This window comes from Mucilaginibacter paludis DSM 18603, assembly GCF_000166195.2.
Taxonomy (GTDB): domain Bacteria; phylum Bacteroidota; class Bacteroidia; order Sphingobacteriales; family Sphingobacteriaceae; genus Mucilaginibacter; species Mucilaginibacter paludis.
Genome location: NZ_CM001403.1, coordinates 4,540,765 through 4,563,344 on the forward strand (window position 1 = coordinate 4,540,765; position 22,580 = coordinate 4,563,344).

At 42.5% G+C, this 22,580-nt stretch carries 24 protein-coding genes; 6 read left to right on the forward strand and 18 right to left on the reverse strand.

Annotated features, from left to right (window positions below; all coding sequences use genetic code 11):
* Window positions 1-73 precede the first annotated feature (73 nt).
* Window positions 74-1,132, reverse strand: a complete 1,059-nt coding sequence (locus MUCPA_RS36260; protein ID WP_008508684.1) for a DUF6515 family protein — start codon at window positions 1,130-1,132, stop codon at window positions 74-76.
* Between the two features lie 394 nt (window positions 1,133-1,526).
* Here MUCPA_RS36260 and MUCPA_RS19165 point away from each other — a divergent pair, with 394 nt between their 5' ends.
* On the forward strand, window positions 1,527-2,057 hold the full coding sequence (locus MUCPA_RS19165; protein ID WP_008508686.1) for an ExbD/TolR family protein: 531 nt from the start codon (window positions 1,527-1,529) through the stop codon (window positions 2,055-2,057).
* A gap of 135 nt (window positions 2,058-2,192) precedes the next feature.
* Here MUCPA_RS19165 and MUCPA_RS36265 read toward each other — a convergent pair whose 3' ends face one another.
* From MUCPA_RS36265 to pepT, 3 genes are all read right to left on the reverse strand, one after another.
* On the reverse strand, window positions 2,193-4,388 hold the full coding sequence (locus MUCPA_RS36265) for an LruC domain-containing protein (protein WP_008508687.1): 2,196 nt from the start codon (window positions 4,386-4,388) through the stop codon (window positions 2,193-2,195).
* Window positions 4,389-4,616: 228 nt separating this feature from the next.
* Complete coding sequence (locus MUCPA_RS19175; protein ID WP_008508688.1) at window positions 4,617-5,495, reverse strand: nucleoside phosphorylase; 879 nt, start codon at window positions 5,493-5,495, stop codon at window positions 4,617-4,619.
* A 137-nt stretch (window positions 5,496-5,632) separates the two neighbouring features.
* On the reverse strand, window positions 5,633-6,892 hold the full coding sequence (pepT, locus tag MUCPA_RS19180) for a peptidase T (protein WP_040627697.1): 1,260 nt from the start codon (window positions 6,890-6,892) through the stop codon (window positions 5,633-5,635).
* 92 nt (window positions 6,893-6,984) lie between these two features.
* On the opposite strand from pepT, the gene MUCPA_RS19185 reads away from it, so the two are divergent.
* The 4 genes from MUCPA_RS19185 (at window position 6,985) to MUCPA_RS19200 (ending at window position 10,762) form a co-directional block, all read left to right on the forward strand.
* Window positions 6,985-7,779 carry a hypothetical protein gene (locus MUCPA_RS19185; RefSeq protein ID WP_008508690.1) on the forward strand — a complete coding sequence of 265 codons (795 nt, stop codon included), beginning with the start codon at window positions 6,985-6,987 and terminating at the stop codon, window positions 7,777-7,779.
* A 472-nt stretch (window positions 7,780-8,251) separates the two neighbouring features.
* The gene (locus MUCPA_RS19190; protein WP_008508692.1) at window positions 8,252-9,460 is read left to right on the forward strand and encodes a serine hydrolase domain-containing protein; all 1,209 of its coding nucleotides are present in this window, start codon (window positions 8,252-8,254) and stop codon (window positions 9,458-9,460) included.
* A gap of 119 nt (window positions 9,461-9,579) precedes the next feature.
* Window positions 9,580-9,885, forward strand: coding sequence for a YbaB/EbfC family nucleoid-associated protein (locus MUCPA_RS19195; RefSeq protein ID WP_008508694.1), 306 nt, complete (start codon window positions 9,580-9,582; stop codon window positions 9,883-9,885).
* Between the two features lie 199 nt (window positions 9,886-10,084).
* Window positions 10,085-10,762, forward strand: a complete 678-nt coding sequence (locus MUCPA_RS19200) for a metal-dependent hydrolase (RefSeq protein WP_008508696.1) — start codon at window positions 10,085-10,087, stop codon at window positions 10,760-10,762.
* Between the two features lie 72 nt (window positions 10,763-10,834).
* On the opposite strand, the gene MUCPA_RS19205 is transcribed toward MUCPA_RS19200, so the two are convergent.
* The 11 genes from MUCPA_RS19205 to trmB all read right to left on the reverse strand — a co-directional run bounded on the left by MUCPA_RS19205 (window position 10,835) and on the right by trmB (window position 20,382).
* Window positions 10,835-11,014 carry a hypothetical protein gene (locus MUCPA_RS19205; protein WP_008508698.1) on the reverse strand — a complete coding sequence of 60 codons (180 nt, stop codon included), beginning with the start codon at window positions 11,012-11,014 and terminating at the stop codon, window positions 10,835-10,837.
* Window positions 11,015-11,077: 63 nt separating this feature from the next.
* The gene (locus MUCPA_RS19210) at window positions 11,078-12,340 is read right to left on the reverse strand and encodes a glucose-1-phosphate adenylyltransferase (RefSeq protein ID WP_008508700.1); all 1,263 of its coding nucleotides are present in this window, start codon (window positions 12,338-12,340) and stop codon (window positions 11,078-11,080) included.
* A 3-nt stretch (window positions 12,341-12,343) separates the two neighbouring features.
* On the reverse strand, window positions 12,344-13,762 hold the full coding sequence (locus MUCPA_RS19215; RefSeq protein ID WP_008508701.1) for a glycogen synthase: 1,419 nt from the start codon (window positions 13,760-13,762) through the stop codon (window positions 12,344-12,346).
* A 235-nt stretch (window positions 13,763-13,997) separates the two neighbouring features.
* Entirely contained in the window at window positions 13,998-14,525 is a 528-nt protein-coding gene (locus tag MUCPA_RS19220; RefSeq protein WP_008508703.1) for a Uma2 family endonuclease, read from the reverse strand.
* A 74-nt stretch (window positions 14,526-14,599) separates the two neighbouring features.
* Complete coding sequence (gene polA / locus MUCPA_RS19225) at window positions 14,600-17,410, reverse strand: DNA polymerase I (protein ID WP_008508704.1); 2,811 nt, start codon at window positions 17,408-17,410, stop codon at window positions 14,600-14,602.
* 274 nt (window positions 17,411-17,684) lie between these two features.
* Window positions 17,685-18,257: a DNA-3-methyladenine glycosylase I gene (locus MUCPA_RS19230; RefSeq protein ID WP_008508706.1), complete on the reverse strand. Its 573-nt coding sequence runs from the start codon at window positions 18,255-18,257 to the stop codon at window positions 17,685-17,687.
* A gap of 52 nt (window positions 18,258-18,309) precedes the next feature.
* Window positions 18,310-18,924 carry a biopolymer transporter ExbD gene (locus tag MUCPA_RS19235; protein WP_008508707.1) on the reverse strand — a complete coding sequence of 205 codons (615 nt, stop codon included), beginning with the start codon at window positions 18,922-18,924 and terminating at the stop codon, window positions 18,310-18,312.
* Between the two features lie 42 nt (window positions 18,925-18,966).
* On the reverse strand, window positions 18,967-19,185 hold the full coding sequence (locus tag MUCPA_RS39700; protein WP_233276896.1) for a carboxymuconolactone decarboxylase family protein: 219 nt from the start codon (window positions 19,183-19,185) through the stop codon (window positions 18,967-18,969).
* The gene (locus MUCPA_RS39705) at window positions 19,176-19,310 is read right to left on the reverse strand and encodes a hypothetical protein (RefSeq protein ID WP_262492951.1); all 135 of its coding nucleotides are present in this window, start codon (window positions 19,308-19,310) and stop codon (window positions 19,176-19,178) included. The genes MUCPA_RS39700 and MUCPA_RS39705 overlap by 10 nt, the downstream gene beginning before the upstream one ends.
* Before the next feature lie 61 nt (window positions 19,311-19,371).
* Window positions 19,372-19,701, reverse strand: coding sequence for an MGMT family protein (locus tag MUCPA_RS19245; protein ID WP_008508711.1), 330 nt, complete (start codon window positions 19,699-19,701; stop codon window positions 19,372-19,374).
* Window positions 19,702-19,731: 30 nt separating this feature from the next.
* Window positions 19,732-20,382, reverse strand: coding sequence for a tRNA (guanosine(46)-N7)-methyltransferase TrmB (trmB, locus tag MUCPA_RS19250; protein ID WP_008508713.1), 651 nt, complete (start codon window positions 20,380-20,382; stop codon window positions 19,732-19,734).
* Window positions 20,383-20,464: 82 nt separating this feature from the next.
* Between trmB and fcl the strand changes: the two genes are divergently transcribed.
* Entirely contained in the window at window positions 20,465-21,391 is a 927-nt protein-coding gene (fcl, locus tag MUCPA_RS19255; RefSeq protein WP_008508715.1) for a GDP-L-fucose synthase, read from the forward strand.
* 10 nt (window positions 21,392-21,401) lie between these two features.
* On the opposite strand, the gene MUCPA_RS36270 is transcribed toward fcl, so the two are convergent.
* Genes MUCPA_RS36270 through MUCPA_RS19270 form a run of 3 tightly spaced genes read right to left on the reverse strand, consistent with a single transcriptional unit; the run spans window position 21,402 to window position 22,508 of the window.
* Window positions 21,402-21,842 (reverse strand): hypothetical protein, encoded by a 441-nt coding sequence (locus MUCPA_RS36270; protein ID WP_008508716.1) that lies wholly within the window; start codon window positions 21,840-21,842, stop codon window positions 21,402-21,404.
* Window positions 21,842-22,189, reverse strand: a complete 348-nt coding sequence (locus MUCPA_RS19265) for a phage holin family protein (RefSeq protein ID WP_040627700.1) — start codon at window positions 22,187-22,189, stop codon at window positions 21,842-21,844. Before MUCPA_RS19265 ends, MUCPA_RS36270 begins: the two co-directional genes overlap by 1 nt.
* A 52-nt stretch (window positions 22,190-22,241) precedes the next feature.
* On the reverse strand, window positions 22,242-22,508 hold the full coding sequence (locus MUCPA_RS19270) for a YtxH domain-containing protein (RefSeq protein ID WP_008508718.1): 267 nt from the start codon (window positions 22,506-22,508) through the stop codon (window positions 22,242-22,244).
* Window positions 22,509-22,580 lie beyond the last annotated feature (72 nt).

Sequence of the window (22,580 nt, forward strand, 5' to 3'; positions counted from 1 at the left end):
AGGACTAACAAAAAAACGGCTGAAGGCGCATAACCTTCAACCGTTTTTCAATTAATGTATGTACGTTATTAAATTAGTTTTCCCTTACGTCAACAACTTCGTAGGCATCCTGGCCATTATCATTAAAAGGTTGATAATAGGTATTGTTAAAATACATGTATTGATTACCGTTAATGGTAACCTGCTCTGCTCCCTCGGGTAAATTATATACAACGGCGCCGTAAGGGGCTGCTACAACCTGGTATTCTGAACCATATCGTTTATAAAAGGTGCCACCATAATAGTAATAGTTAACACCTTCAACCGGAATTTCGGAATAGCCCGGCGGCAAATCATTAATTGTAATGCCTACAGGCGCCTGTATAACACGGTAGCCATCGTTATAAGGCTCATAATAAACACCATTGTAATAATGATACGGGTGGTTGTTAAGTGAAACAATAATGGCAGCCGAAGCCAGTGAGCCTAAGAAAAAGCCAACAGGATGCCAGGTAGGGCCCCAGTAATAGGGCCTGTAGGGATGATAAAAGTATCCATAATGTGGATGCCCGAATAAAAATACAGGCCGTGCAGGGTGGTAATAGCTTATGTGCGGGCGCCCGTAATAGCCGCCGCGCACGTAACCCCGGTTAATAACCGTGGTGCGGTGGTAGTTATTAACTATAGTGCGGTTGCCCGACCTGCCAAAGCCGCCGCGACCAACCGATGGCCTGCCAAAACCATTGCTGTGTATTGAAGATGAGGACCTGCCGAAGCCATTGGTACGTGCCACAGACGAAGGCCTGCCAAAACCATTACTGTGTACGGATGATGAAGGCCTGCCGAAACCATTGGTATGGGCCATGGACGATGGCCTGCCAAAGCTGCTGTGCGTTGCGGCACGGCTACCGCCTCCGCCAGATGGCCGTGGAGAAAAAGAACGCGCTGAGTGACCACCACCGCCAAAGCTGCTTCGTCCGCCGCCGCCAAAGCTACGTCCACCACCACCTCCTCCAAAACTGCTGCGTCCACCACCACCACTGGAATGTCCGCCGCCACCACCACCGCCGCGGTGTTGTGCTTCGCCCTGCAACGAAATTGCCATCATGCCCGTAAGCATTACAAGTGCAATTTTTTTTAATCCATTATTCATTTTATAATTTATTTGCTTTTTGTTTAATATATTAAACGTACTTTATATAGGTTAGTTTATTTTACCTTCCAACTAAATGTTTTGTAAATATGTAGATAAAGGCGGAATATTTTATTGGCTTGAGTGATGAATTGGATAAATCAACCGGTAGCTTATATCAATCAGCATTGCCTTTTTAATTGATATTGGACCAATTGACGGGTAAAGAGTCCAAATAATTTTGATAAACAACCTTGCAAATTAAAGCGGTCAGCCTGATGAACAGGCAAAATAATAAATAAATATTTTATTGTTAATAACAACAAAGTTACACAGCATAGCGTTGTTGTTAAATAATTGAGTCCCCTTTCAATTAGTTCTGCTAACCAATTTATCAACCAAAATCTTTAAAACTATGGCCGAATTAAACTCATCGCCCGAAAAAAACGCTACCGGAAGAACTCCGCGTAAAAAATTGTCAGCCAAGGTAGATCTTACCGCAATGGTCGACCTTGCATTTCTGCTCCTTACCTTTTTTATGGTTACCACAAGTTTACTTAAACCGCAAATGTTTGGCCTGGCAATGCCAGATAAAAGCCAGCCTGGCGATGAAGCAATTTCAGAAAAAAGAACGATGACCATTTGCCTGGGCAAAAACAACCAGGTAGTGTCTTACCTCGGCATGACGGATAAGCCGCTCACCGATCCGCAGATTACTGGCTACGGTAAAGGCGGCATCAGGCAGGCTATCATTGAAACTGCTAAACGTGTTACTGCATCAACCGGAAAAGATTTATTTGTGATTATTAAGCCAAGTGATCATTCAATTTATGATAACCTGGTTGCTACATTAGACGAAGTACATATAGCTGGTGCTACCGGCTATGCCATTGAGGACATCACATCTAAGGAAGTAGCACTTTTAAAACAAAAGGGTGTTTATTGATAGCGCTTTTTTAAGTAAGTGTGCAACCTGATTTTGGGGGTCATGGTTCCGCGGATTTAAACATACTGCTATAAAACAAAAGGGGCCGGTTCAATTTTGAACCGGCCCCTTTTTGTATTGGTATTAACCTCTGATTTATTTGGTGAAAATGTTTCCAGTAACACGGTAACCGGAAGCGACATTGCTATACCAGTCTGTATACGATGCACCACCAGATACTGCCCAGTCGGCAAAGTGCGAGTATGCTTTAGTAATATCTGTAGTTTCTGTTGGATAGTTGAAAGTAGCAGGCACGTTAATAGCATAAGGTAAGCCGGTTTTGGTTACATAGTAACGGCTTGCCGCAACACTGGTATTATCATCGGCTGTTCCAAACAAACTTGCATCAGCCAGTGTAGTTGGGGTTTTGCCAGATAAGTGTATTTCGTGTCCGCGGGTAGTATTGTAGATGAACGGATTGTACGCATCCTGGCCAAATGAGCTGATTGATGTTCCGTTAGCTACATTAAATGTAATGCTGTATGTTTTAGCTGGTGATACAATATCACCAGGTTTGGTATTCCATGTCGGCATTTCGCTGCGCATGCTGGTAAATAAAATTACAACAGCTTTGCTTTGTCCGGCTTCAAATAAGCCAGAGCTTTGCACGCCCGATGAGTTGGTTATTTTCAAACCGCTTGCGTTTGCCGCACTAACCGGGAACTCAATACCGAACGCATTGCCGAATGTACCACCTGTAGCCAACAAGGTATAGTTACCAGTAACAGTTACCACGTTATTTGCTGCATTGGTTACAAGCGCATAATTGTAAGCCATAACTAAGTCATTCATATCAAAATCACCTTTTGATGGCCATAAGTCTTCAAAAGCCACGGTACCGGTAGCGCCTGTAATGTTATAGGCTTTAGTAGGGTCGTTAGGATAAGCATCCAGGTTATCGGCAACACCGTCGCCATCGGTATCAACTATCGCAGGTGAACCATTACCTACCGAGTTACAGCCCGTTACCGGAATATAAACGCTGTTACCAAGTGTTGCTCCACTTGTAATCCTGTTGCTGTATGAGCTTAAATCCTGTGTTGCATAAACTTGTACATTGCTAATCACTGAGCCGCCATTTTGGAAGCCTGTAGTGCCTGTTATTTTAACTAATGATGTAGTACCATAACCAATTATTTTACCATTAACTATAATGTTGTTGGTTAAAAGCATGGCACCGTTATACAAGCCTAATTCAACGTTGTCGTTTAAAGTGGTTGTAGCGTCAACTTTAATTAAGCTATAGTTTTGAACCGTAGCTGAGCTTTGTAAATAGTTTTGTTTAACATATAAGCTGCAATTGTTAATAAATGGAGTTCCGTTGGTTTGGAAGTTGGTGTTAACAACCATAGTACCATTGTTGGTAGCTGTGTTTGATGTTCCGCCTTGCCAGCCGCCACCAATATTAAGCGTACCGCCGTTTACAAAGGTTGAGCCGCCATTCATGTTGCAATCTCCGCCAATGTTACATACGCCGTAGTTGTAAAAACCACCTGCATCAGCCCTGTTGCCAGGTATAGTTAAAGTACCGAAGTTGGTTACCGAGGCGTTGCTACTGTTTAGGTTTCCGGTGAAGGTAGCACTGTGTCCGGAGGTAATTACCAGTGCGCCATTGCTTCCTAAGTTACCTGTAACGGTAACGTTATTACCACAAATTCTTAATGTTCCGCCGTTTACGTTTTGTAAACCGATGGTTACGTTATCCGCGGTTACGCAATACAGATCGCCGCTGTTCATATCTAATCCACTTCTGGAGGCGGTTATGTTCACGGGGTTACCGCTGCTGCAATCTGGGCTGGTAGGGTTAGCCGTTACTTGTTTGCTGGCAGCAGTGCTTGATACCACATAAGTTGGATCAACAGCGCCTAACGTTAGGGCAACGCTGGTAGAAGTTAAAGTTTGTTTTTGAACAATTGATGAATTGTCGGGAGCGGTTTTCATAATATAAACCGTATTGATCTGGGTAGATAAATAAAGTTTAGTAGAAAACGGTGCAGTAGTAGAAGCTGATCCTACAGCTACCGGAGTAAGTGCAGTACCAGCAAATGGATCGGCATTATAAATGGCAATTTTAAAAGTTGCTTTTTTTGTTGGGGTGTCAAAACGGGTATCGGCAACACTGATATTAAAAGTTACGTTTCTTGAGCTTTCCCAGTTAAAACCGGAAGGCACTACAATGTCGTTGATAGAATTGACAGTATTGGTAGAGGTATCGGGCCCGTTGGCCGATTTTTTACATGATGTGACTGCAAATAATCCCAAAAAAGCAGCAGCTAACAGTGTTTTTTTCATTAGAGGGTAAAGTTATGATTTACGATATTCAGCGAAATAATTGAATTACGTTATTTAAAGGACAAAAGTTGTTCCAATTAAAATAATAATACCCTAATGCGTTTTTTAAGGGATATAAGAAGTAAAATGCCCCACTTTGTGGATAATTTTGCCCATTCGATACATCGTGTTCCCCAGTTATTTGTAAAGTAAATTCCGCTTATCGTGCAGCGGGCCAGAGATGTATCTTCAAATATTATCCAGGATACCTAAGGTTTTAACAATAAGGCTATCTATAGTATCTTGAGCATTTTTTGAAAACTCGCCTGTAATGCGGTTAGCCATAATAGCATTTAAACTGATTAGCCTGTGGCCCAAAAGCTTGCCAAGCCCGTACAAGCCAGCCGTCTCCATTTCAAAATTGCTGATGATATGAGTGCCGAAGCTAAAATGAGTTAAGCTCTCGATAAATTCCGGATTGCTTAGCGCTAAACGTAACACCCTTCCCTGGGGCCCGTAAAAGCCAGGGCAAGTAACAGTGATACCATGATGAAAGCCCTGCTGGAAATGCTGAAGCAAGCCCTCGTGGCAAGCGCTGATGTATGGGGCCGATACCTTGACGTTTAATTGGGTTTGGCCTGTAAACGCATCCAGTATTTCCTGCTCGGCCTGGCTGGCAGAATTTTGATAGAAATTGAGCAGGTTATCAATTCCTAAACCGTGGGTGGATACCAGGAAGCTATCAACGGGCACCGTTTTTTGTAATGATCCGGATGTGCCTATCCGAATCAGGTTTAATTGCTTAAGTTCGGTATTGATGCTGCGGGTTTCAAAATTGATATTTACCAGCGCGTCCAATTCATTCAACACGATGTCAATATTATCGGTACCTATTCCGGTTGATACTACAGATATTCTTTTTTTGCCGATATAGCCGGTATGTGTTACAAACTCGCGATGCTGGCGTTGATATTCAACGCGGTCAAAATACCGGCTCACCTGTTGAACGCGGTCTGGGTCGCCCACGGTAATGATATCTGTCGCCAGTTCTTCGGGCCGTAGGTCCAGGTGGTAAATAGCCCCGCGGTTGTTAATGATCAGTTCCGATTCTGCTATACGATCAGCCATAAATAATTAAGAGTTTTTATCAGTATGCCATATAGGCAATAAGTTATTTTATTTTAAACCTGTGGCACAATGATATCCTATTTTGCCATTACCCGCAAAATACACAGATAAAATGATTTTACTGTATTACAATCTGCTTAACTGCGCTCTTCCCATATTTCAGCCAGGTGCAGTATCGTTTCAACGGCCTTTTGCATATCCTGCACCGATACCCATTCCTGTTTACCATGAAACGCATGTTCGCCGGCAAAAATATTGGGACATGGCAATCCCATAAATGATAAACGGGAACCATCGGTGCCACCGCGGATACTGCGTAACCTGGCCTCCATACCCGCACGTTGCAAAGCCTCCATGGCATAATCAACTATTTGGGGGTGCTTGTCAAGCACCTGCTTCATGTTGCGGTATTGCGGTTTAACCTGTAGCCGATAGGTGGCGTTAGGGTACCGCTTTAAAATATTGTCTGCAGTTTGCCTGATCGTGTTGGCGTGTTGCTCCAGTTGGTCATCCTCAAAATCGCGGATAATAAATTCTATGGTGGCCTGTTCAACGTGGCCTTCAATCCCCACAGGGTGTACAAAACCTTGTTTGCCAGATGTGCTTTCCGGCGACAGATCATCAGGCAGCGCGGCTATAATTGCACCTGCTATTTTAATTGCGCTTTGCATTTTGCCCTTAGCAAAACCCGGATGGGCGCTGATGCCGCTGATGATCAGTTTAGCGCCATCGGCCGAAAATGTTTCATTCTCCATCGTACCGGCGCTTTCGCCATCAATGGTATAGCCCGCATAAGCGCCTAATTTCAGTATATCAACTTTATCTACGCCACGGCCAATCTCCTCGTCGGGCGTAAACAATATTCTGATGGTGCCATGCTTTATTTCGGGATGGTTCATCCACTGGTAGCAAGCATCCATAATTTCGGCTACGCCGGCTTTATTATCAGCGCCTAAAAGTGTGGTCCCGCTGGCGGTAATAATATCGTTCCCCAACTGGTTTTTTAAATCGGGATGCTCAGCCATACGCAATACCTGTGTACTATCGTCAGGCAATACTAAGTCTTCTCCCTGGTAGTTTTGATGGATGATGGGTTTAACATTTTCGCCGCTGCAATCAGGCGAAGTATCCATGTGTGAGCAGAAGCAAATTATAGGTACATTTGGCTTGGTAGTATTAGCGGGTATGGTAGCGTACACATAGCCAAAATCATCCAGATGCGCATCAGAAACGCCTATCTCCAAAAGCTCATTGACCAATATTTGGCCCAGGTTTTTTTGTTTTTGGGTTGATGGCTGTGTTAAAGATGATGGATCAGATTGAGTGTCCACAATTACATAACGCAAAAAACGTTCTACAACAGAAAATTTAAGATCAGATTTTTTAAAAGAAGTCATGATATTAACAAATGAAACTTTATTTTTGGTAAACATAGGCAAAAAATGTTTGATGCTTTTTAAACACTTCAGCCCGGCTAATTAACTTTATTTTGAAAAAAACATTACTACTGCTACTGGTTTTATCTGCTTTAGGTTATACTGCTAAAGCTCAACTTGGTTACAATTACGCCCAATATGGCTTGGGTGTTGGTTACACTAACGTGACAGCCAAAACAGATGTTCCTTATCAAACGTCAAATCCATCTGTTAATTTTAACTTTAACTATAATTATACGCCTTACACTACCTTTTCGCTCGAGTACGAATTTGGAAGATTATCTGGCGGCTACGGCGATTTTTATGAGAAAGCTTCAAAGGGCTTAAATGCTACCGATGCTAATTACCCTTTACTTATCGCGGCAATACCCGTGGCTTATAAGATGATTGATCCGTTCATGCGTTATTATTATAACAACTACCAGAGCATAGCTGTACACGGCGACGTGCAGCTTGGCGAATTTATAGATTATGAAAACGGCGGCTTTATAGCTAATGTAGTAAAAAATGTGTACGTAGGCACCGGTGTTGGTATGCTGTATAATAATATAACGTCCGTCAATAGGTTTAATGCCGATTCAACGCGTACTTACGGTGGCTCGGACCGGAGCAACAATGTATTTGTACCAGTTAGGGTTGGCTACCAATTTAAAATATATAACTCTTATGATGAGCCATCCATATCGGTTCACCTTGGTTACCAGATGAACTATGTATTTGGTTACGGATTAGACGGTTACTCTGACCCGCAATTTACCAACCGTGATTTTGAGCGTTTTGGCGGGTTTAGCGTGGGGATTAAATTTAACTTTGGTGATGTAACGTCGTATCGTAAGGCAACTCATTAGGTAGCATCAAAAAAACAGCAGATTTCGAACCTGATCCCGGAAGACCAGGCGTCCGCACGTGCTTTAGCATTGTTATAAAGCTTTGGCCCAGGCTTTTTGCCGACGATTAAAAAGTACATCATAACTTGGCATAGGGGCATTTTAAACTCGCCCTTTCTGATAGGTAAACAACAAATAGGCCTGTTAGGTCAATTAATTGTCAACTGTTAGGAGGTGCCTACGAGGCCTGTATTTCTGCACTAAATTGCTATAAACAGGATACTCCTGTCGGAGTGAACCGGTTTCGTCGCGTTAGCAATATCAAATGCTACAGGCAACTTATTCTATCTCCCAGCTAGCGTTGGATATACGCGTGCCTTTAATCAATCCTTTAGTTTATTTCCTCTAATGAAATTATTTGAAATTATTTATGTTGATACCATAGATAATTAATAGTTTCACGGCCCGTTACGGGATAGAATTTTTCTTATTTATGAAATTGTTTTACAAGTGCTTTTTAATTTCCAGCATAGTTGTTTTTTTATTCGAATCCTGTTCACATGGCAGCAAGCAAAGCGCCCCTGGTTCGCCCGAACATGTTAAAATGGATACGTCCATTTTAGTGTATGATTCTAAAAATGCCGACAAACGTATCGACGCTGTAATGCAGGAATTGCACCGTACACGTGGCTTTAACGGTAACGTGCTGGTAGCAAAAAAAGGCAAAATAATTTATGAAAATGCGATAGGCTGGGCCGATTACCTGCACCGCGATAGTTTGAAATTGAATTCGCAGTTTGAGCTGGCCTCGATATCAAAAACCATGACATCCACTGCTATTTTGATGCTGATGGAACGTGGGAAGCTGAAATTGAACCAGGATGTAAAAGATTTTTTTCCTAATTTTCCTTACGATGGCATCACCATCCGCCTTTTGCTTACCCATCGCTCCGGGATGATGAACTACGTTTATTTTGTGGATGACATATGGCGCAAAGAGCATCGCGACCAGCGCAAAGGCATCACCAATATGGATGTGATGAACCTGATAGCACAATACAAACCGCGCCCCTTTAATAAACCGGATGTTCGGTTTTTATATAATAACTCCAACTTTATGGTACTGGGGGCGATAGTTGAAAAGGTGAGCGGAATGCCCTACGCCCAGTTTATGAAGCAGAATGTATTTGACCCCGCCATGATGAAGCATACCGCCGTTTACTCCAAAGCGGTGTATAATAAAATACCGGTGGATGTGGTTGGCCATGATAGGGGGCAGTGGAAGTACTCGGTAGCCCAAAACTTTTTGGATGGGCCGGTTGGCGATAAGGGTATTTACAGCACAGTAGGCGATCTTTATTTATTTGACCATGCTTTGCGCTCGGGTGTGCTGTTAAAACAGGCTACCATGGATTCGGCCTATGTTCCGCGGAATCCACTGTTACACGGGCATTTTAGCTATGGCTACGGTTGGAGGCTGTTTGAAGCACCTGGCCAGCAGGTTATTTATCATACGGGTTGGTGGCATGGTTTCAGGCATATTTATTTGCGCGATCTGAAAAACGATGTCACCATTGTATTGTTATCTAATTTAGCGAATGGCAGTTTACTTAAACTGGACGATCTGTTTAAAGCCGCCGGGATGCCTATTGTGCGTAAAAGCGCTTACAACGGTGCCGGAGATACAAACGAAGATCAGTAATAAATAAGCGTCTGTAACCATACTTTAAGCTTAGTTCAGGTTAATTTGTATTTTTGCGTGTGCTTAGCCATTATGCAAAATTTAAGCGGATAATATTATTTTCATAAAATATCGATACCATGTTTGATAAACTATTTGAGGCACAACAAAAGGCAGGCGAAGTTAAAAGCCGGTTAGATAGCATCACTGTAACAGGTTCTGCCGGTGGTGGCGTAGTTGTTGTTACAGCTAATGGCAATAAACAAATACTCTCGGTGAAGATTGATCCGGTAGTTTTAAAGGAAGGTGATATTGAAATGCTGGAAGATGTAATATTGACAGCTACAAACCAGGCCCTTGAACAAGCCGAAAACATTAGTCAAACAGAAATGGCCGCCATGACACGTAATATGTTTGGCGACATGGGGAATTTGTTTGGCAAGTAAAGCCTGGTTTGCCTGGGCGAGCTGTGATGCTGCAAACCTGTTTTTGCAATAGGGTTTACCCAAGTTTTTTTTCTTTGTTTTAATTTGATGTTTAAACATTAAGTTTCTATGCTGTGTCATATTTTAAAAAAACTTCCGTCCGCTTTCAACAATTTAAAAAACAAGTAGTTTATTAGTTGTAAAAAACTAATCAGCACCGATGAAAGCAACGTATTACGGGCAATCATGCCTTGAACTTGAAATTGATGGAGTAAAATTATTATTCGATCCTTTTATTACGCATAACCAATTGGCTAAGGATATCGATGTTAACAGCCTTAAGCCTGATTATATTTTAGTATCGCATGGCCATGGCGACCATACAGCAGATTTGCTTACCGTTCAGAAAAATAGTGGCGCCAAGGTAATTTGTATTGCCGAGATTGCAGCCTGGCTTGGTAATAAGGGGGTAGACAATGTACATGGCATGAACATTGGCGGTGGCTTTAATTTCGATTTTGGCCGTGTTAAAATGGTTAACGCTGTCCACTCAAGCAGTATGCCCGATGGATCTTACGGCGGAAACCCCGCCGGGTTTGTGATTTATGCTGAAGGTAAAAAGATTTACTTTGCCGGGGATACCGCACTCACCTATGATATGAAACTGCTGGCCGACGAAAACCTGGATTGGGCTATTTTGCCGATAGGCGATAATTATACCATGGGCGTTGATGACGCCATTAGGGCTACCCAGTTTTTTAATTGCAAAAACGTAGTGGGTGTGCATTATGATTCCTTCCCGGTAATTAAAATAGATAAGGAAGAAGCTAAAGAGAAGTTTATTAAAGCGGGACTGGTATTAAGGTTACCTGCTGTCGGCGAGAGTGTATTGCTCTAATTATTGACTATATAAACATAAAAAGCCTCCTGATTTAATACCAGGAGGCTTTAGTTTTTTAGAAATACACCATTACATTTTGGTTGTTGTCGTGTCTTTCTTCACTTTCTTTTTCATCACATGCTTTTTCACTTTCACTTTTTTAGTAGTGTCACCAACAGTTACCGAGCTGCTGTTTTTTACAGGCGCTTCAGCATAAACACTTCCAAGGGTAATTGCAGCTAATGCAATCATGCAGCATACTTTTTTCATAGAGGTTTTTTTTAATTGAGTGTACTATAATTATTTAACTAAAAGCGTATTGGTTTGTTTTAATTAAATTACTGTTCCATCAGGTATGATAGCACGTTTCTTTAATACCACAATTCCGTCCATTACAGTATAGCGGTCGTAATCACCATTTGCCAGTGGTTCGCCGCAGTTTATTTTAACATCATTACCTATATAACAGTTTTTATCAACAATTGCATTTTTTATGCAGCATCTGTCGCCAATACCCATAATTGGCGTGTTGTTCAGGCGCGACTCCTCCATTTGCTCCAGGGTTTGGTAATTATCGCCGCCCATAATATAGCAGTTTTCAATAATGGTATCAAAGCCTATGCGGGTACGGATACCGATAACCGAGCGCGTAATTTGGCTGGCGTTAATAATGCAGCCGTCGGCAATGATGGTATTGGTTAACTTAGGCCCCGATATTTTGGATGGTGGTAACATCCTCGACCGTGTGTAGATGTGATTTTTGTCGAAAAGGTTAAACTTGGGTATATCGTCTGTGAGCTGAAGGTTAGCATCAAAAAACGAAGGTATAGTACCAATATCTGTCCAATAACCTTCGTATTGGTAACTTAACACCTTATGATCATCAATGGATTGCGGGATAATTTCCTTGCCGAAATCTGTACGTTCGTTACCTTGTAAAAGGTCAAAAAGCACTTTTCTATTGAAAACATAAATCCCCATGGAGGCCAGATAGGTTCGCCCTTGTTCTTTCATTTCAGGGCTAACCTCTGATGCAAGGTATTCAAAGTCTGTTTTGGGTTTTTCAACAAACTGCGTTATCCAGTTATCACTATCGGTTTTTAAAATACCAAACCCCGGAACATCCGCTGCATCTACCGGTATAGTGGCGATGGAAATATCTGCCCCCATGTGTTCGTGGTTGTTGATCATTTCCTGAAAATCCATTTGGTACAACTGATCGCCTGAAGCTATCAACACGTAATCAAACTCGTGCACCGCAAGGTGGTGTAAGCTTTGCCTAACGGCATCTGCTGTTCCCTGAAACCATGCAACACTGGTTGGCGTTTGCTCGGCAGCCAAAATATCAACAAAAGCCCTGCTGAAACTACTGAAATGATAAGTGTTTTTAATGTGTTTGTTTAACGAAGCCGAATTGAACTGCGTTAATACAAATATCCTGTCAATGCCAGAATGGAGGCAGTTTGATATCGGGATATCCACCAGGCGATACTTTCCGGCAATGGGTACAGCCGGTTTTGAACGGGTGGCTGTAAGCGGGAAAAGGCGGCTTCCCTGGCCACCACCAAGTACGATGCAGATTACGTTTGAGGTCATATCTTATATTTTAAGGCTTTCATATAGTTTGATGTAGTCGTTTGCCGATTTATCCCACGAGAAATCAAGCTCCATCATGCGTTTACGTAACAATTGCAAGAGCTCAGTGTTTTGATAAAGTGTTAATGCACGCCAAATAGCATAGCAAGCTTCGTCGATAGTGTTATTATTGAAAGTAATGCCATAACCAAGGTCGCTTTCAAAGTCTATCACGGTATCTTTTAAGCCCCCGGTACTCCGTACAATGGGTAAGGTGCCATAGCGCAAAGCATATAATTGGTTTAAGCCGCAAGGCTCCACGCGCGATGGCATCAATATAAAATCGGCCCCGGCGTATACCTGGTGAGCAAGTCCCTCGTCATAACCGATAAATGAATTAAATCTTCCTGCAAACTGATTTTTTAGTTCTGTAAGTTGCTGTTCTACCGGGCGATCTCCCGAACCTAATACTAAAAAGTTGATCTCGCCAGGATGGTCATTGAGAGAGTGGCGGATGATTGACGGTAAAAGATCGGCTCCTTTCTCCACCACCAGTCGTCCTATAAACGTGAACAATGGTTTATCTGGGGATAAGCCGAACCGCTCGCATAATAATTCTTTATTAGCCTGCTTGCCATCTTCGGCATTTTCGATGCCGTAGTTTGCAGGGAGCATGGGGTCTGTTTCCGGATCCCAAACCTGTGTGTCAATGCCGTTGATGATACCCTGGCCTTTAGCTTGTTCAAGGTAGAATAAATATTCTAATCCGTTGGATTGAATGGTGAGCTCGCGCAGGTAGCTTGGGGATACAGCCGTATATTTCCAGGCGCATTTTACTGCAGCTGCCAACGGGTTAATGCCGCCGCGCCAATCCAGTAGGCCTGTTTTGGTAGCGTCAATTTCTGGCAGGTAATAAAACTTATCCCATCCAAAGGCACCATGGTATTGCCCGTTGTGTATGGTTAATACCGTGGGTATTTTTGATATGCGCCTGTATAGCGCCGAGTGTTGTAATAAAAAGGATATCAAGCCAGCGTGGTGGTCATGGCAATGGATAACATCGGCAGTTTGCTGCGACCAGTTAAGCCAGTCTAAAAAAGCCAGCTGGAAAAATACAAACTGCTCGGTTTCGTCAGGATAGCTGTAAATCTCCTCCCGGTCTATAAGCCCTGGTACTTTGATCAGGAATAATTCGAAACCGAGTTTATTGGTTTTTTCTTTTAATACCTGGAACTCATACCGGTGGTTTCCCAACCGCGACGATGCTTCAAAAACAATGTCGAACTCGTTCTCCCGGGTAAACTTTCTGTCGTAAAAAGGCATCACAACCGAGGCATGATGCCCGGCCTGGTTGAGGTATTTGGGAAGCGCACCTACCACATCTCCCAATCCGCCAACTTTGGCTACCGGATAACATTCGGCACTTAAATGGAAAATCTTCATCGCTTGGATTATTGGCTTAAATTAGGAAAACATAATTTAACTTAATAACCAAATTGAACGAAAATGTTTTTAAAAAGCATTTTTATTTTCGACGTAAAAAAATACTTCTTTAAGCGTGAAACCCTTTAATATATTACTGGTTTTGTTTGATTATTGATAGCTGCGCAAATAGCTTAGTGTAGTTATTAAGCTAATAGATATTAACTGTTTGTTTGGTATCGATTGGTGATCGGCCTTAAAAATCCAATGTGCAGTTTAATAATGCCGATTTGATGCTGTTTTTTTGCTGATAGGATTGATCGTAAATACCGGAGGGGTTTAAGGTGAATAAGATCACTTCCTTATTTTCGGGATCAACAATAAAATATTCCCTTACACCAGCCTGCTCGTAGAGTGCTTTTTTCTTTTGGGTATCGTGCAAGCGGTTATTGGGAGACAAAATTTCGATCACAATGTCGGGTGCGCCATATACACCGTCTGATTTGATATGTTTTAAATGTTCATTTAAAATGATCAGCAGGTCGGGCTGAACGACAGACAAACTATTGGGAATATAAACATCCATAGGCGAGGGAATAACTTTCCCCGCTTTTGTCGTCTTCAAAAAATTATACAACAGCGCATGGAGGTCAGACAAAAGTAACTGATGCTCCGAAGTTGGTGATGGCGACATGCTTAGTACATTAAAAACTACTTCACACCTCGTGCCTTCAGGCAGCATCCTGTAAATGTCGATTGCTGTTGCGGGTATATCGGTTAGCATAACAACTTAATTGTATAAGCTAATTTAACAATAAAAATAATGCCGTAAAATATTTACGGCATTACTGTGTGTTTTTAATGAGCTTCGAGCCAGTTGGCGCCGGTGCCTATCTCTACCACAATGGGCACTTCGGTTTTAAAGGCAGTCTGCATATTCTGCATAATAATGGGTTTCACTATTTCTATCTCACTTTGGTGTACATCAAATACCAACTCATCATGTACCTGCATCGTCATGCGCGAATCCAGCTTTTGCTTTTTAAACTCGCGGTGTATATTGATCATCGCTATTTTGATCATGTCGGCAGCCGAGCCCTGTATGGGGGCGTTAATGGCATTTCGCTCTGCATAACCGCGAACAGTAGCATTAGCCGAATTGATATCGCGCAGATAGCGGCGGCGGCCCATCAGGGTTTGTACAAAGCCGTTTTCGCGGGCAAAATTCATGGTATCGCTCATGTAATTTTTGATACCCGGGTATTGCGCAAAGTACTGGTCGATAATGTCGGCAGCTTCTTTACGCGGGATATTTAAATTTTGTGATAAACCGAAAGCCGACTGCCCGTAGATAATACCAAAATTTACCGCTTTGGCATTGCGGCGCATGGTACCGTCAACCTCGTCGAGCGTTTTGCCGTAAACTTTGGCGGCAGTAGCTGTATGGATATCGATGCCCTGTATAAAGGCGTCCATCATGTTGGCATCCTTGCTGATCTCGGCAATGATGCGCAACTCGATCTGTGAATAATCCGCCGATACGATCACGTGGTCATCATTACGTGGGATAAATGCCTTTCGCACTTCGCGGCCACGCTCGGTACGGATAGGGATGTTTTGCAGGTTAGGGTTGTTGGAGCTTAACCTGCCTGTAGCGGCTACCGCCTGGTTGTATGAGGTATGTACCCGGCCGGTTTTGGGGTTAACCATAAGCGGAAGCGCATCAACATAAGTAGATTTTAATTTTTGCAGCTGGCGGAAATCTAAAATGTCGCGCACAATATCGCTCTTGTTAGCCAGGGCCAGCAACACATCCTCGCCGGTTTGGTATTGGCCGGTTTTGGTTTTTTTTGCTTTGGCATCCAGGTTCAGCTTTTCAAATAACACCTCGCCCAATTGCTTTGGCGATGCAATGTTGAATTTAACCCCGGCTTTTTCGTACACCGTTTTTTCTAATTTGCTGATATCGGTTTCCAGATCTTTTGAAAACTCTTTCAGCGTATCATGGTCTATCCTCACACCCTCAAACTCAATATCTGCTAAAACGTATATCAGCGGGTTCTCAATATCGGTAGCCAGTTTAGTGCCGCCCACCTGTTGTAATTTAGGTTCAAAAACCTCCTTAAGCTGCAGGGTAACATCGGCGTCTTCGGCGGCATAATCTTTAATTTTTTCAATCTCTACATCGCGCATGGTGCCCTGTCCCTTGCCTTTGGCGCCAATAAGCGTGGTGATAGAAACGGGCGAGTAGCCGAGGTAATTTTCGGCCAGGATATCCATGTTATGACGTGTATCCGGGTCTATAATATAATGGGCCAGCATGGTGTCAAAAAGCTCGCCCTGCATGGTAACGTTGTAATATTTGAGCACCAGCATATCAAACTTAATATTCTGGCCAATTTTACCTATTGCAGGGTTTTCAAATATCGGCTTAAACTCGTCAACTATCGGCTGTATCTCATCGCAGTTTACAGGCACCGGAACATACCAGGCTTCGCCTTTTTTAATGGAGAAGGATAAACCCACTAATTCGCATTGGTTGGCATCGGTACCGGTAGTTTCGGTATCAAAGCAAATACTTTTTTGTGTGCTTAACAACCTGATCAGTTCGGCACGCTTTTCAAAGGTATCGGCTAAATGGTATTGATGCTCGGTATTATTAATGTTTTTAGCTACGGCAGCAACCTCGGGTTCGTAAATGTCTGTCGCGTCAACCGTCATGGTGGTACGCCCATCAACCACTTCGTTACCGAAAAGGTCCTGTTGGATAGATACGTTTTTAATTTCCGTGATGCTATACCCATCGCCAAATACACGGCGGCCCAGTGTGCGGAACTCCAGTTCGGCAAACAGGGGCTCTAATAGCTCGCGGCTTGGTTCGCACATTTCCAAACCTGCTTCGTCCAGTTCAACCGGAGCATCCAATATAATGGTAGCCAGTTTTTTCGAAATCAGGCCTTGCTGGGCATGGGTTTCTATATTTTCGCGCAGTTTGCCTTTTAATTCGTGGCTGTGGGCTATGATGTTCTCCATTGAGCCGTATTGCTTAATCAGGCTTTTGGCTGTTTTTTCGCCTACGCCGGGTATTCCGGGGATGTTATCTACCGCATCTCCCCAAAGGCCCAAAATATCAATCACCTGTTCAACACGCTCAACCTCCCATTTGGCTAATACTTCCTTTACGCCGAGTATCTCCATATCATTGCCCATGCGTGCGGGTTTATAAATAAAGATGTTATCAGATACCAGTTGGGCAAAATCCTTATCGGGGGTCATGCAGTATACCTTGTAGCCCTTTTGTTCAGCCTTTTTAGCCAGTGTACCTATAATATCATCGGCCTCAAAACCATCCGACGTGATTACGGGGATGTTGAAACCTAAAATTAATTTGAAAATATACGGAAGGGCTTTCGAAAGATCTTCGGGCATAGCCTCCCGATGCGCTTTATAGGCTACAAAGTCGGTATGCCTTTCGGTTGGAGCCTCGGTATCAAATACCACCGCCATGTGTGTGGGTTTCTCTTTACGCAAAACCTCCATCAGGGTATTGGTAAAGCCCATTACAGCCGAAGTGTTGAAACCCGACGATGTAAAACGAGGATTTTTACTTAAAGCAAAATGCGCCCGGTAAATCAGGGCCATACCGTCTAACAGGAATAGTTTCTTCATAATTTTCTATTGGGATTTCACCGATATTGAAGTGATTTCACTGATTGTTGTGCATTTCACTAACAAAATGATGATTTCACCTATTGTGCATCATTGCCAAAGTTAACAAATGAGCATTATCTAAAAAATCAAAAAGATCATTCCTAAATTAAAGCTGTCCGAAAAAAAATAAGTAATAAAGAAAATTAACCAAATCAGTGAAATCAATTCAATATCGGTGTAATCTCAAACTATCTTAATCGGTGAAATCACTTAAACATCGGTGTAATCCAGATTATTTAAAGAAGCATTCAAAGTGATGATCGTTAACCATACCCATGGCCTGCATGTGCGCGTAGCAAATGGTGGTGCCAAAAAACTTAAAGCCGCGCTTTTTCATATCCTTGCTTATCGCATCGGAAATCTCGGTTCTTGCGGGAACGATATGATGTTGATCCAGGCTGTTATTGATCGGTTTTTGATCGGGCATAAAACTGTACAAATATTTATCGAACGAGCCGAACTCCTTTTGTATACCGATAAACAGCTTGGCATTGTTAATAGCGGCTATTACTTTTAAACGGTTACGGATGATGCCTTGGTCCTGCAGTAATCGTTCCACATCATCAGTAGTAAATTGTGCTACTTGATGAACATCGAAGTTGGCAAATGCCTTGCGGTACCCTTCGCGCCGGCGCAAAATGGTGATCCAACTTAAACCAGCCTGGGCCGATTCTAACACCAGGAACTCGAACAGGGTTTTATCATCATGAATTTCGCGGCCCCACTCCTCATCGTGGTATTTCATGTAAAGCGGATCTGTTCCGCACCATTTGCAACGTTTTAGCTCAGTATTTGATTGCGCCATAAGTCTATCGGTATTAAAGCGCAAAGATAAACGCTAATTGATAATCCGCGGGTTAAATATCCCGGTTATTGGAAGCGGTCAGCAGCGAAAAATGGTTTACCTGTTGATTTTGTAAAATAGCAATTATCCTCTTTAGAAAAGGATATTCCAGATCCTTGTCGGCTTTAATGATGATACGAAGGGGAAGATTATTGAGTTGCTGTTGTGCCCGCCTTGACTCAAGTATCCAATCGGACAACTGACAATCGTTACCATCGTATGGGATACCTGGCCGATCTGGCCTGATTGCCCAATCCATGTATTGCGAATCGTATTGTTTTAATTGGCAAATAGGTGCTCCAATAATAGGTGAATTTAAAAATTCGGTTTGTTCATCAGCTGAAAATTTAATATGATACTTGCGGCCAATTGCTAACAATGTTTGTTGGCGTACGTTATTATCTAAAATCTGAAACATCGCTCGATTAGTGGCCAAGTAGATAATGGCCACGTTATCGTTGGGTTCGTAAATGCGTGGTGCGGCAACAGGCATGTTTATTTTCATTGGCTCCCATTGCTTAAACCGGCCTGTAAATATAAAAAAGCAAAGTAACAGCATTGCAACATCGCACATAGCCGTCATATCAACAGCTATATTTTTGACAAGTAATGGTCGTAACTTATTCACAATGTTAGTTTTATATAAAGCTATAAAAAACTAATCAGTTTGTCAAGCCTCGTTCAACTCGGCCCAATATTCAACAGCGCGGCGATAGTGCGGAATAACGATGGAGCCACCCACCAGGTTGGCAATCATAAATACCTCGTTCATTTCATCATGTTTTACGCCCGCTTCATGGCATTTGCCTAAGTGGTATTTAATACAATCGTCGCAACGGAGTACCATGGATGCTACCAGGCCAAGCATTTCTTTGGTTTTTACGTCCAGCGCCCCTCGGCGTAGGTAGTAGTATCTAAAGCGAAAAAACGTTTGATATTGGTGTTTGACGATTCCATGATCCTGTCGTTCATTTTAGTGCGATAGGTTTCAAAATCCTCTATTAGTTTTCCCATGGTGTAATGATTTATTGGTTAATGTGTTATTTGTTTTGATGGGAGAAGTTTGCCGCGCTTATTATAACTCTTTGGCTGGATCCCATAATAGCTTCTTGAAGTTTTTTACACGGTCGTTTTCCACTTCAACGCCTTCGTTTTCCAGCATTTGCTGCATCAGGTTAGGCGATGGAAAATGAAATCGACCGGTTAACATGCCCTGGCTGTTTACTACCCGGTGCGCGGGTACTGGTGGGTGAATGCCTCCGCAGTGGCCCATGGCGTAGCCCACCATCCGGGCGGTGCCTTTGGTGCCCAGTACGTTGGCTATGGCACCGTACGATGTTACCCGGCCATAAGGTATCAACCGGGCTATCTCATAAACTTTGTCGTAAAATGATTCTTCGGCCATACATCAAATTTACCAAATAGAGCGTCAATATCACAGAAAAGAAAACTGAACATAGTTGATGTTCTTGTTATCCTTAAGGTATTTCCGTTCATAATAGGTTTTGATGGATAGTACTTCGTTTGCGTATTCCGAATGGTAAAGATCTTCTGTTTGGATGTGTTTTTTTAAGCCCAGCTCATCAACTTTGGCAACAGTATAGGCATGTAGGCCATCGTTGTCGGTTTTTAAATTAACTATGCCGCCGGGTTTTAAAACTTGTTTGTACAAATCCAAAAAGCGGGGCGAGGTTAGTCGTTTTTTCTCACGGCTTAACTGGGGCTGAGGGTCTGGAAAGGTAATCCAGATCTCGTCTATCTCGCCGGGGGCAAAGTAGTCAAGCAGGGTTTCAATCTGTATCCGCAGAAAGCCCACGTTGGCGATATTTTCTTCCAGGGCTGTTTTGGCCCCGCGCCAAATGCGGTTGCCCTTATAATCGATACCTATAAAATTTTTATCCGGAAATAAGGTAGCCAGGTTAACGGTGTACTCACCTTTACCGCAGGCCAGTTCCAATACGAGCGGATTATCATTTTTAAAAAAGGCTTTACTCCATTGGCCATACATGGGTTTACCTTGGTCCAACTGCAAAACATTTGCAAATTCTGCTATTTCAGCAAAACGTCTTAATTTATCTTTTCCCACAAATTTTATTAAAAATGCAAAAATAACTTTTATTTATTACTGATATTGTAAAATTGAATATATTTGAATAAATAATCTCATTTTGGAAAAAGAAGCTAAAATTTATATCGCAGGCCACCGCGGGATGGTCGGTTCGGCTATTCACCGTAAACTGGTAGCAGAGGGATTCACCAATTTTGTAACGCGTACGTCGGATACGCTCGACCTGCGCGATCAAAAACAAGTTGCCGTTTTTTTTGCGCAAGAAAAACCCGACTATGTTTTTATGGCCGCCGCTAAAGTAGGTGGCATTGTAGCCAATAATACCTACCGGGCAGAGTTTTTGTACGATAACCTGCAGATTCAAAACAATGTGATCCATCAATCACACTTAAACGGGGTAAAGAAATTATTGTTTTTAGGCTCAAGCTGTATCTATCCTAAAATGGCGCCACAGCCTTTAAAAGAAGATTATTTGTTAACCGGTACGCTGGAAGAAACCAACGAGCCCTATGCCATCGCAAAAATTGCGGGTATTAAAATGTGCGATGCTTATCGTGCACAGTACGGTTGTAACTATATCTCGGTAATGCCTACCAACTTATACGGGTATAACGATAATTATCACCCTCAAAATTCGCACGTGCTGCCGGCTTTGATTCGTCGCTTTCATGAAGCTAAGGTTAATGGCACACCATCAGTTACCATCTGGGGAACAGGGTCGCCAAAACGCGAGTTTTTGTTTGCCGATGACCTGGCTGCTGCCTGCTACTATTTGATGGAAAATTATGATGAACCCAACCTGATCAATATCGGTACAGGGGAAGACTTATCAATTAAAGAATTGGCCGAATTGATTAAGAAAACCATTGGCTATGAAGGCGAAATTAACTTTGATACCTCAAAGCCTGATGGTACACCACGTAAATTAATGGATGTTTCTAAGCTGCATAGTAAGGGCTGGAAACATACGATAGACCTGCCAGAAGGGATTCAACTGGCTTACCAGGATTTTTTAAGCAAGCAATAGGCTTTGCTTGCTAATAGCTTTCACTATATGGCGGTATACCGTAATCAGCGGTTACCGCTTTTTTTTGCGATTTATTTTTCTTTCGGGGGATGATCGATTTGATTTTATCCCACAATGATACAACACTGTTCTCGTTGATAAACCCTGAGGCTTTTTGCGATAACAGGCCCACAGCGGCTTTAATGATAAAGTTTGAACTTCTGAAAATTGTTTTATTCAATATAAAGGGCACCACAAACCTTGAAACAAGACTCACAATATCCTGATTGCCAAATAAGCCGCCCGCGTTTTCGGTAGTAGAGGAGCCTTTAAAAAACGAAGTTACCGTATGAAAAATGGCCGATGGGCTGCTAAAATGACTTTTAAGAACAATCTCTTGTTCTTGTTTTGCTATTTTTAGTCGCTCAATCTCATTTTTTAAATCTGTGATGTTGTAAATAACGGCATCCATTATTTTTTAGGTTTAAATATTTTTTTGATCAAAAAGTTGATGATCCTTGGCTCAAGGTGCTTGTCTTTAATAGCAGAAACGATCATCGCCAAAAACAAGTACAGCAAGGTAACACAACCAAAGCCCATCCATATTGCTCCTAACAGCTGCCCTAATAAGAAAGCCAGGGTAAGGGTAGCGAAAAAGAAGGTTAATGCTGTGCATAGCAACACAAAAACCTCGGTTACCAGGTTTGCAAAAAATGAGGTTCCCTTATCAATAGCCTGGTAGCGGGCCAACTTAATGCGGGTTTCAATATATTGTTTAAGCTGATCGGTAAGCCCGGGTTGCTCTTCTTTGTTTTCCATAGTGATGTTATTGGAATGCATCCCGTAAGGTTTACGGGATGCAATTCTATTTTTATGCGTGTTCTACGTCGTCCTGGTACTCGTCTTCGGCGCTTTTAATTTTTGTTTTAAGGTTATTGATCACCTTATCCTTCAGACCGGTCAAATTGTCGATCTCAGCTGCAGCCGTTTCTTTAATAGAGTCGCCCAGATTTTTTAACGATTCTGTTAATTTATCACGTGTCTCTGTTCCTGCGTCGGGGGCAAATAAAATACCCAGCGCTGCTCCTGCTGCCAGTCCGGCAAGCAATGCTATTACTACTTTTGAGTTATCGTTCATGTTTTTGAAATTATAATGTTAACTTTTAGTTTAAAGCAGGTTGTTTGTTAAACCCTATATTAGGGATATTGT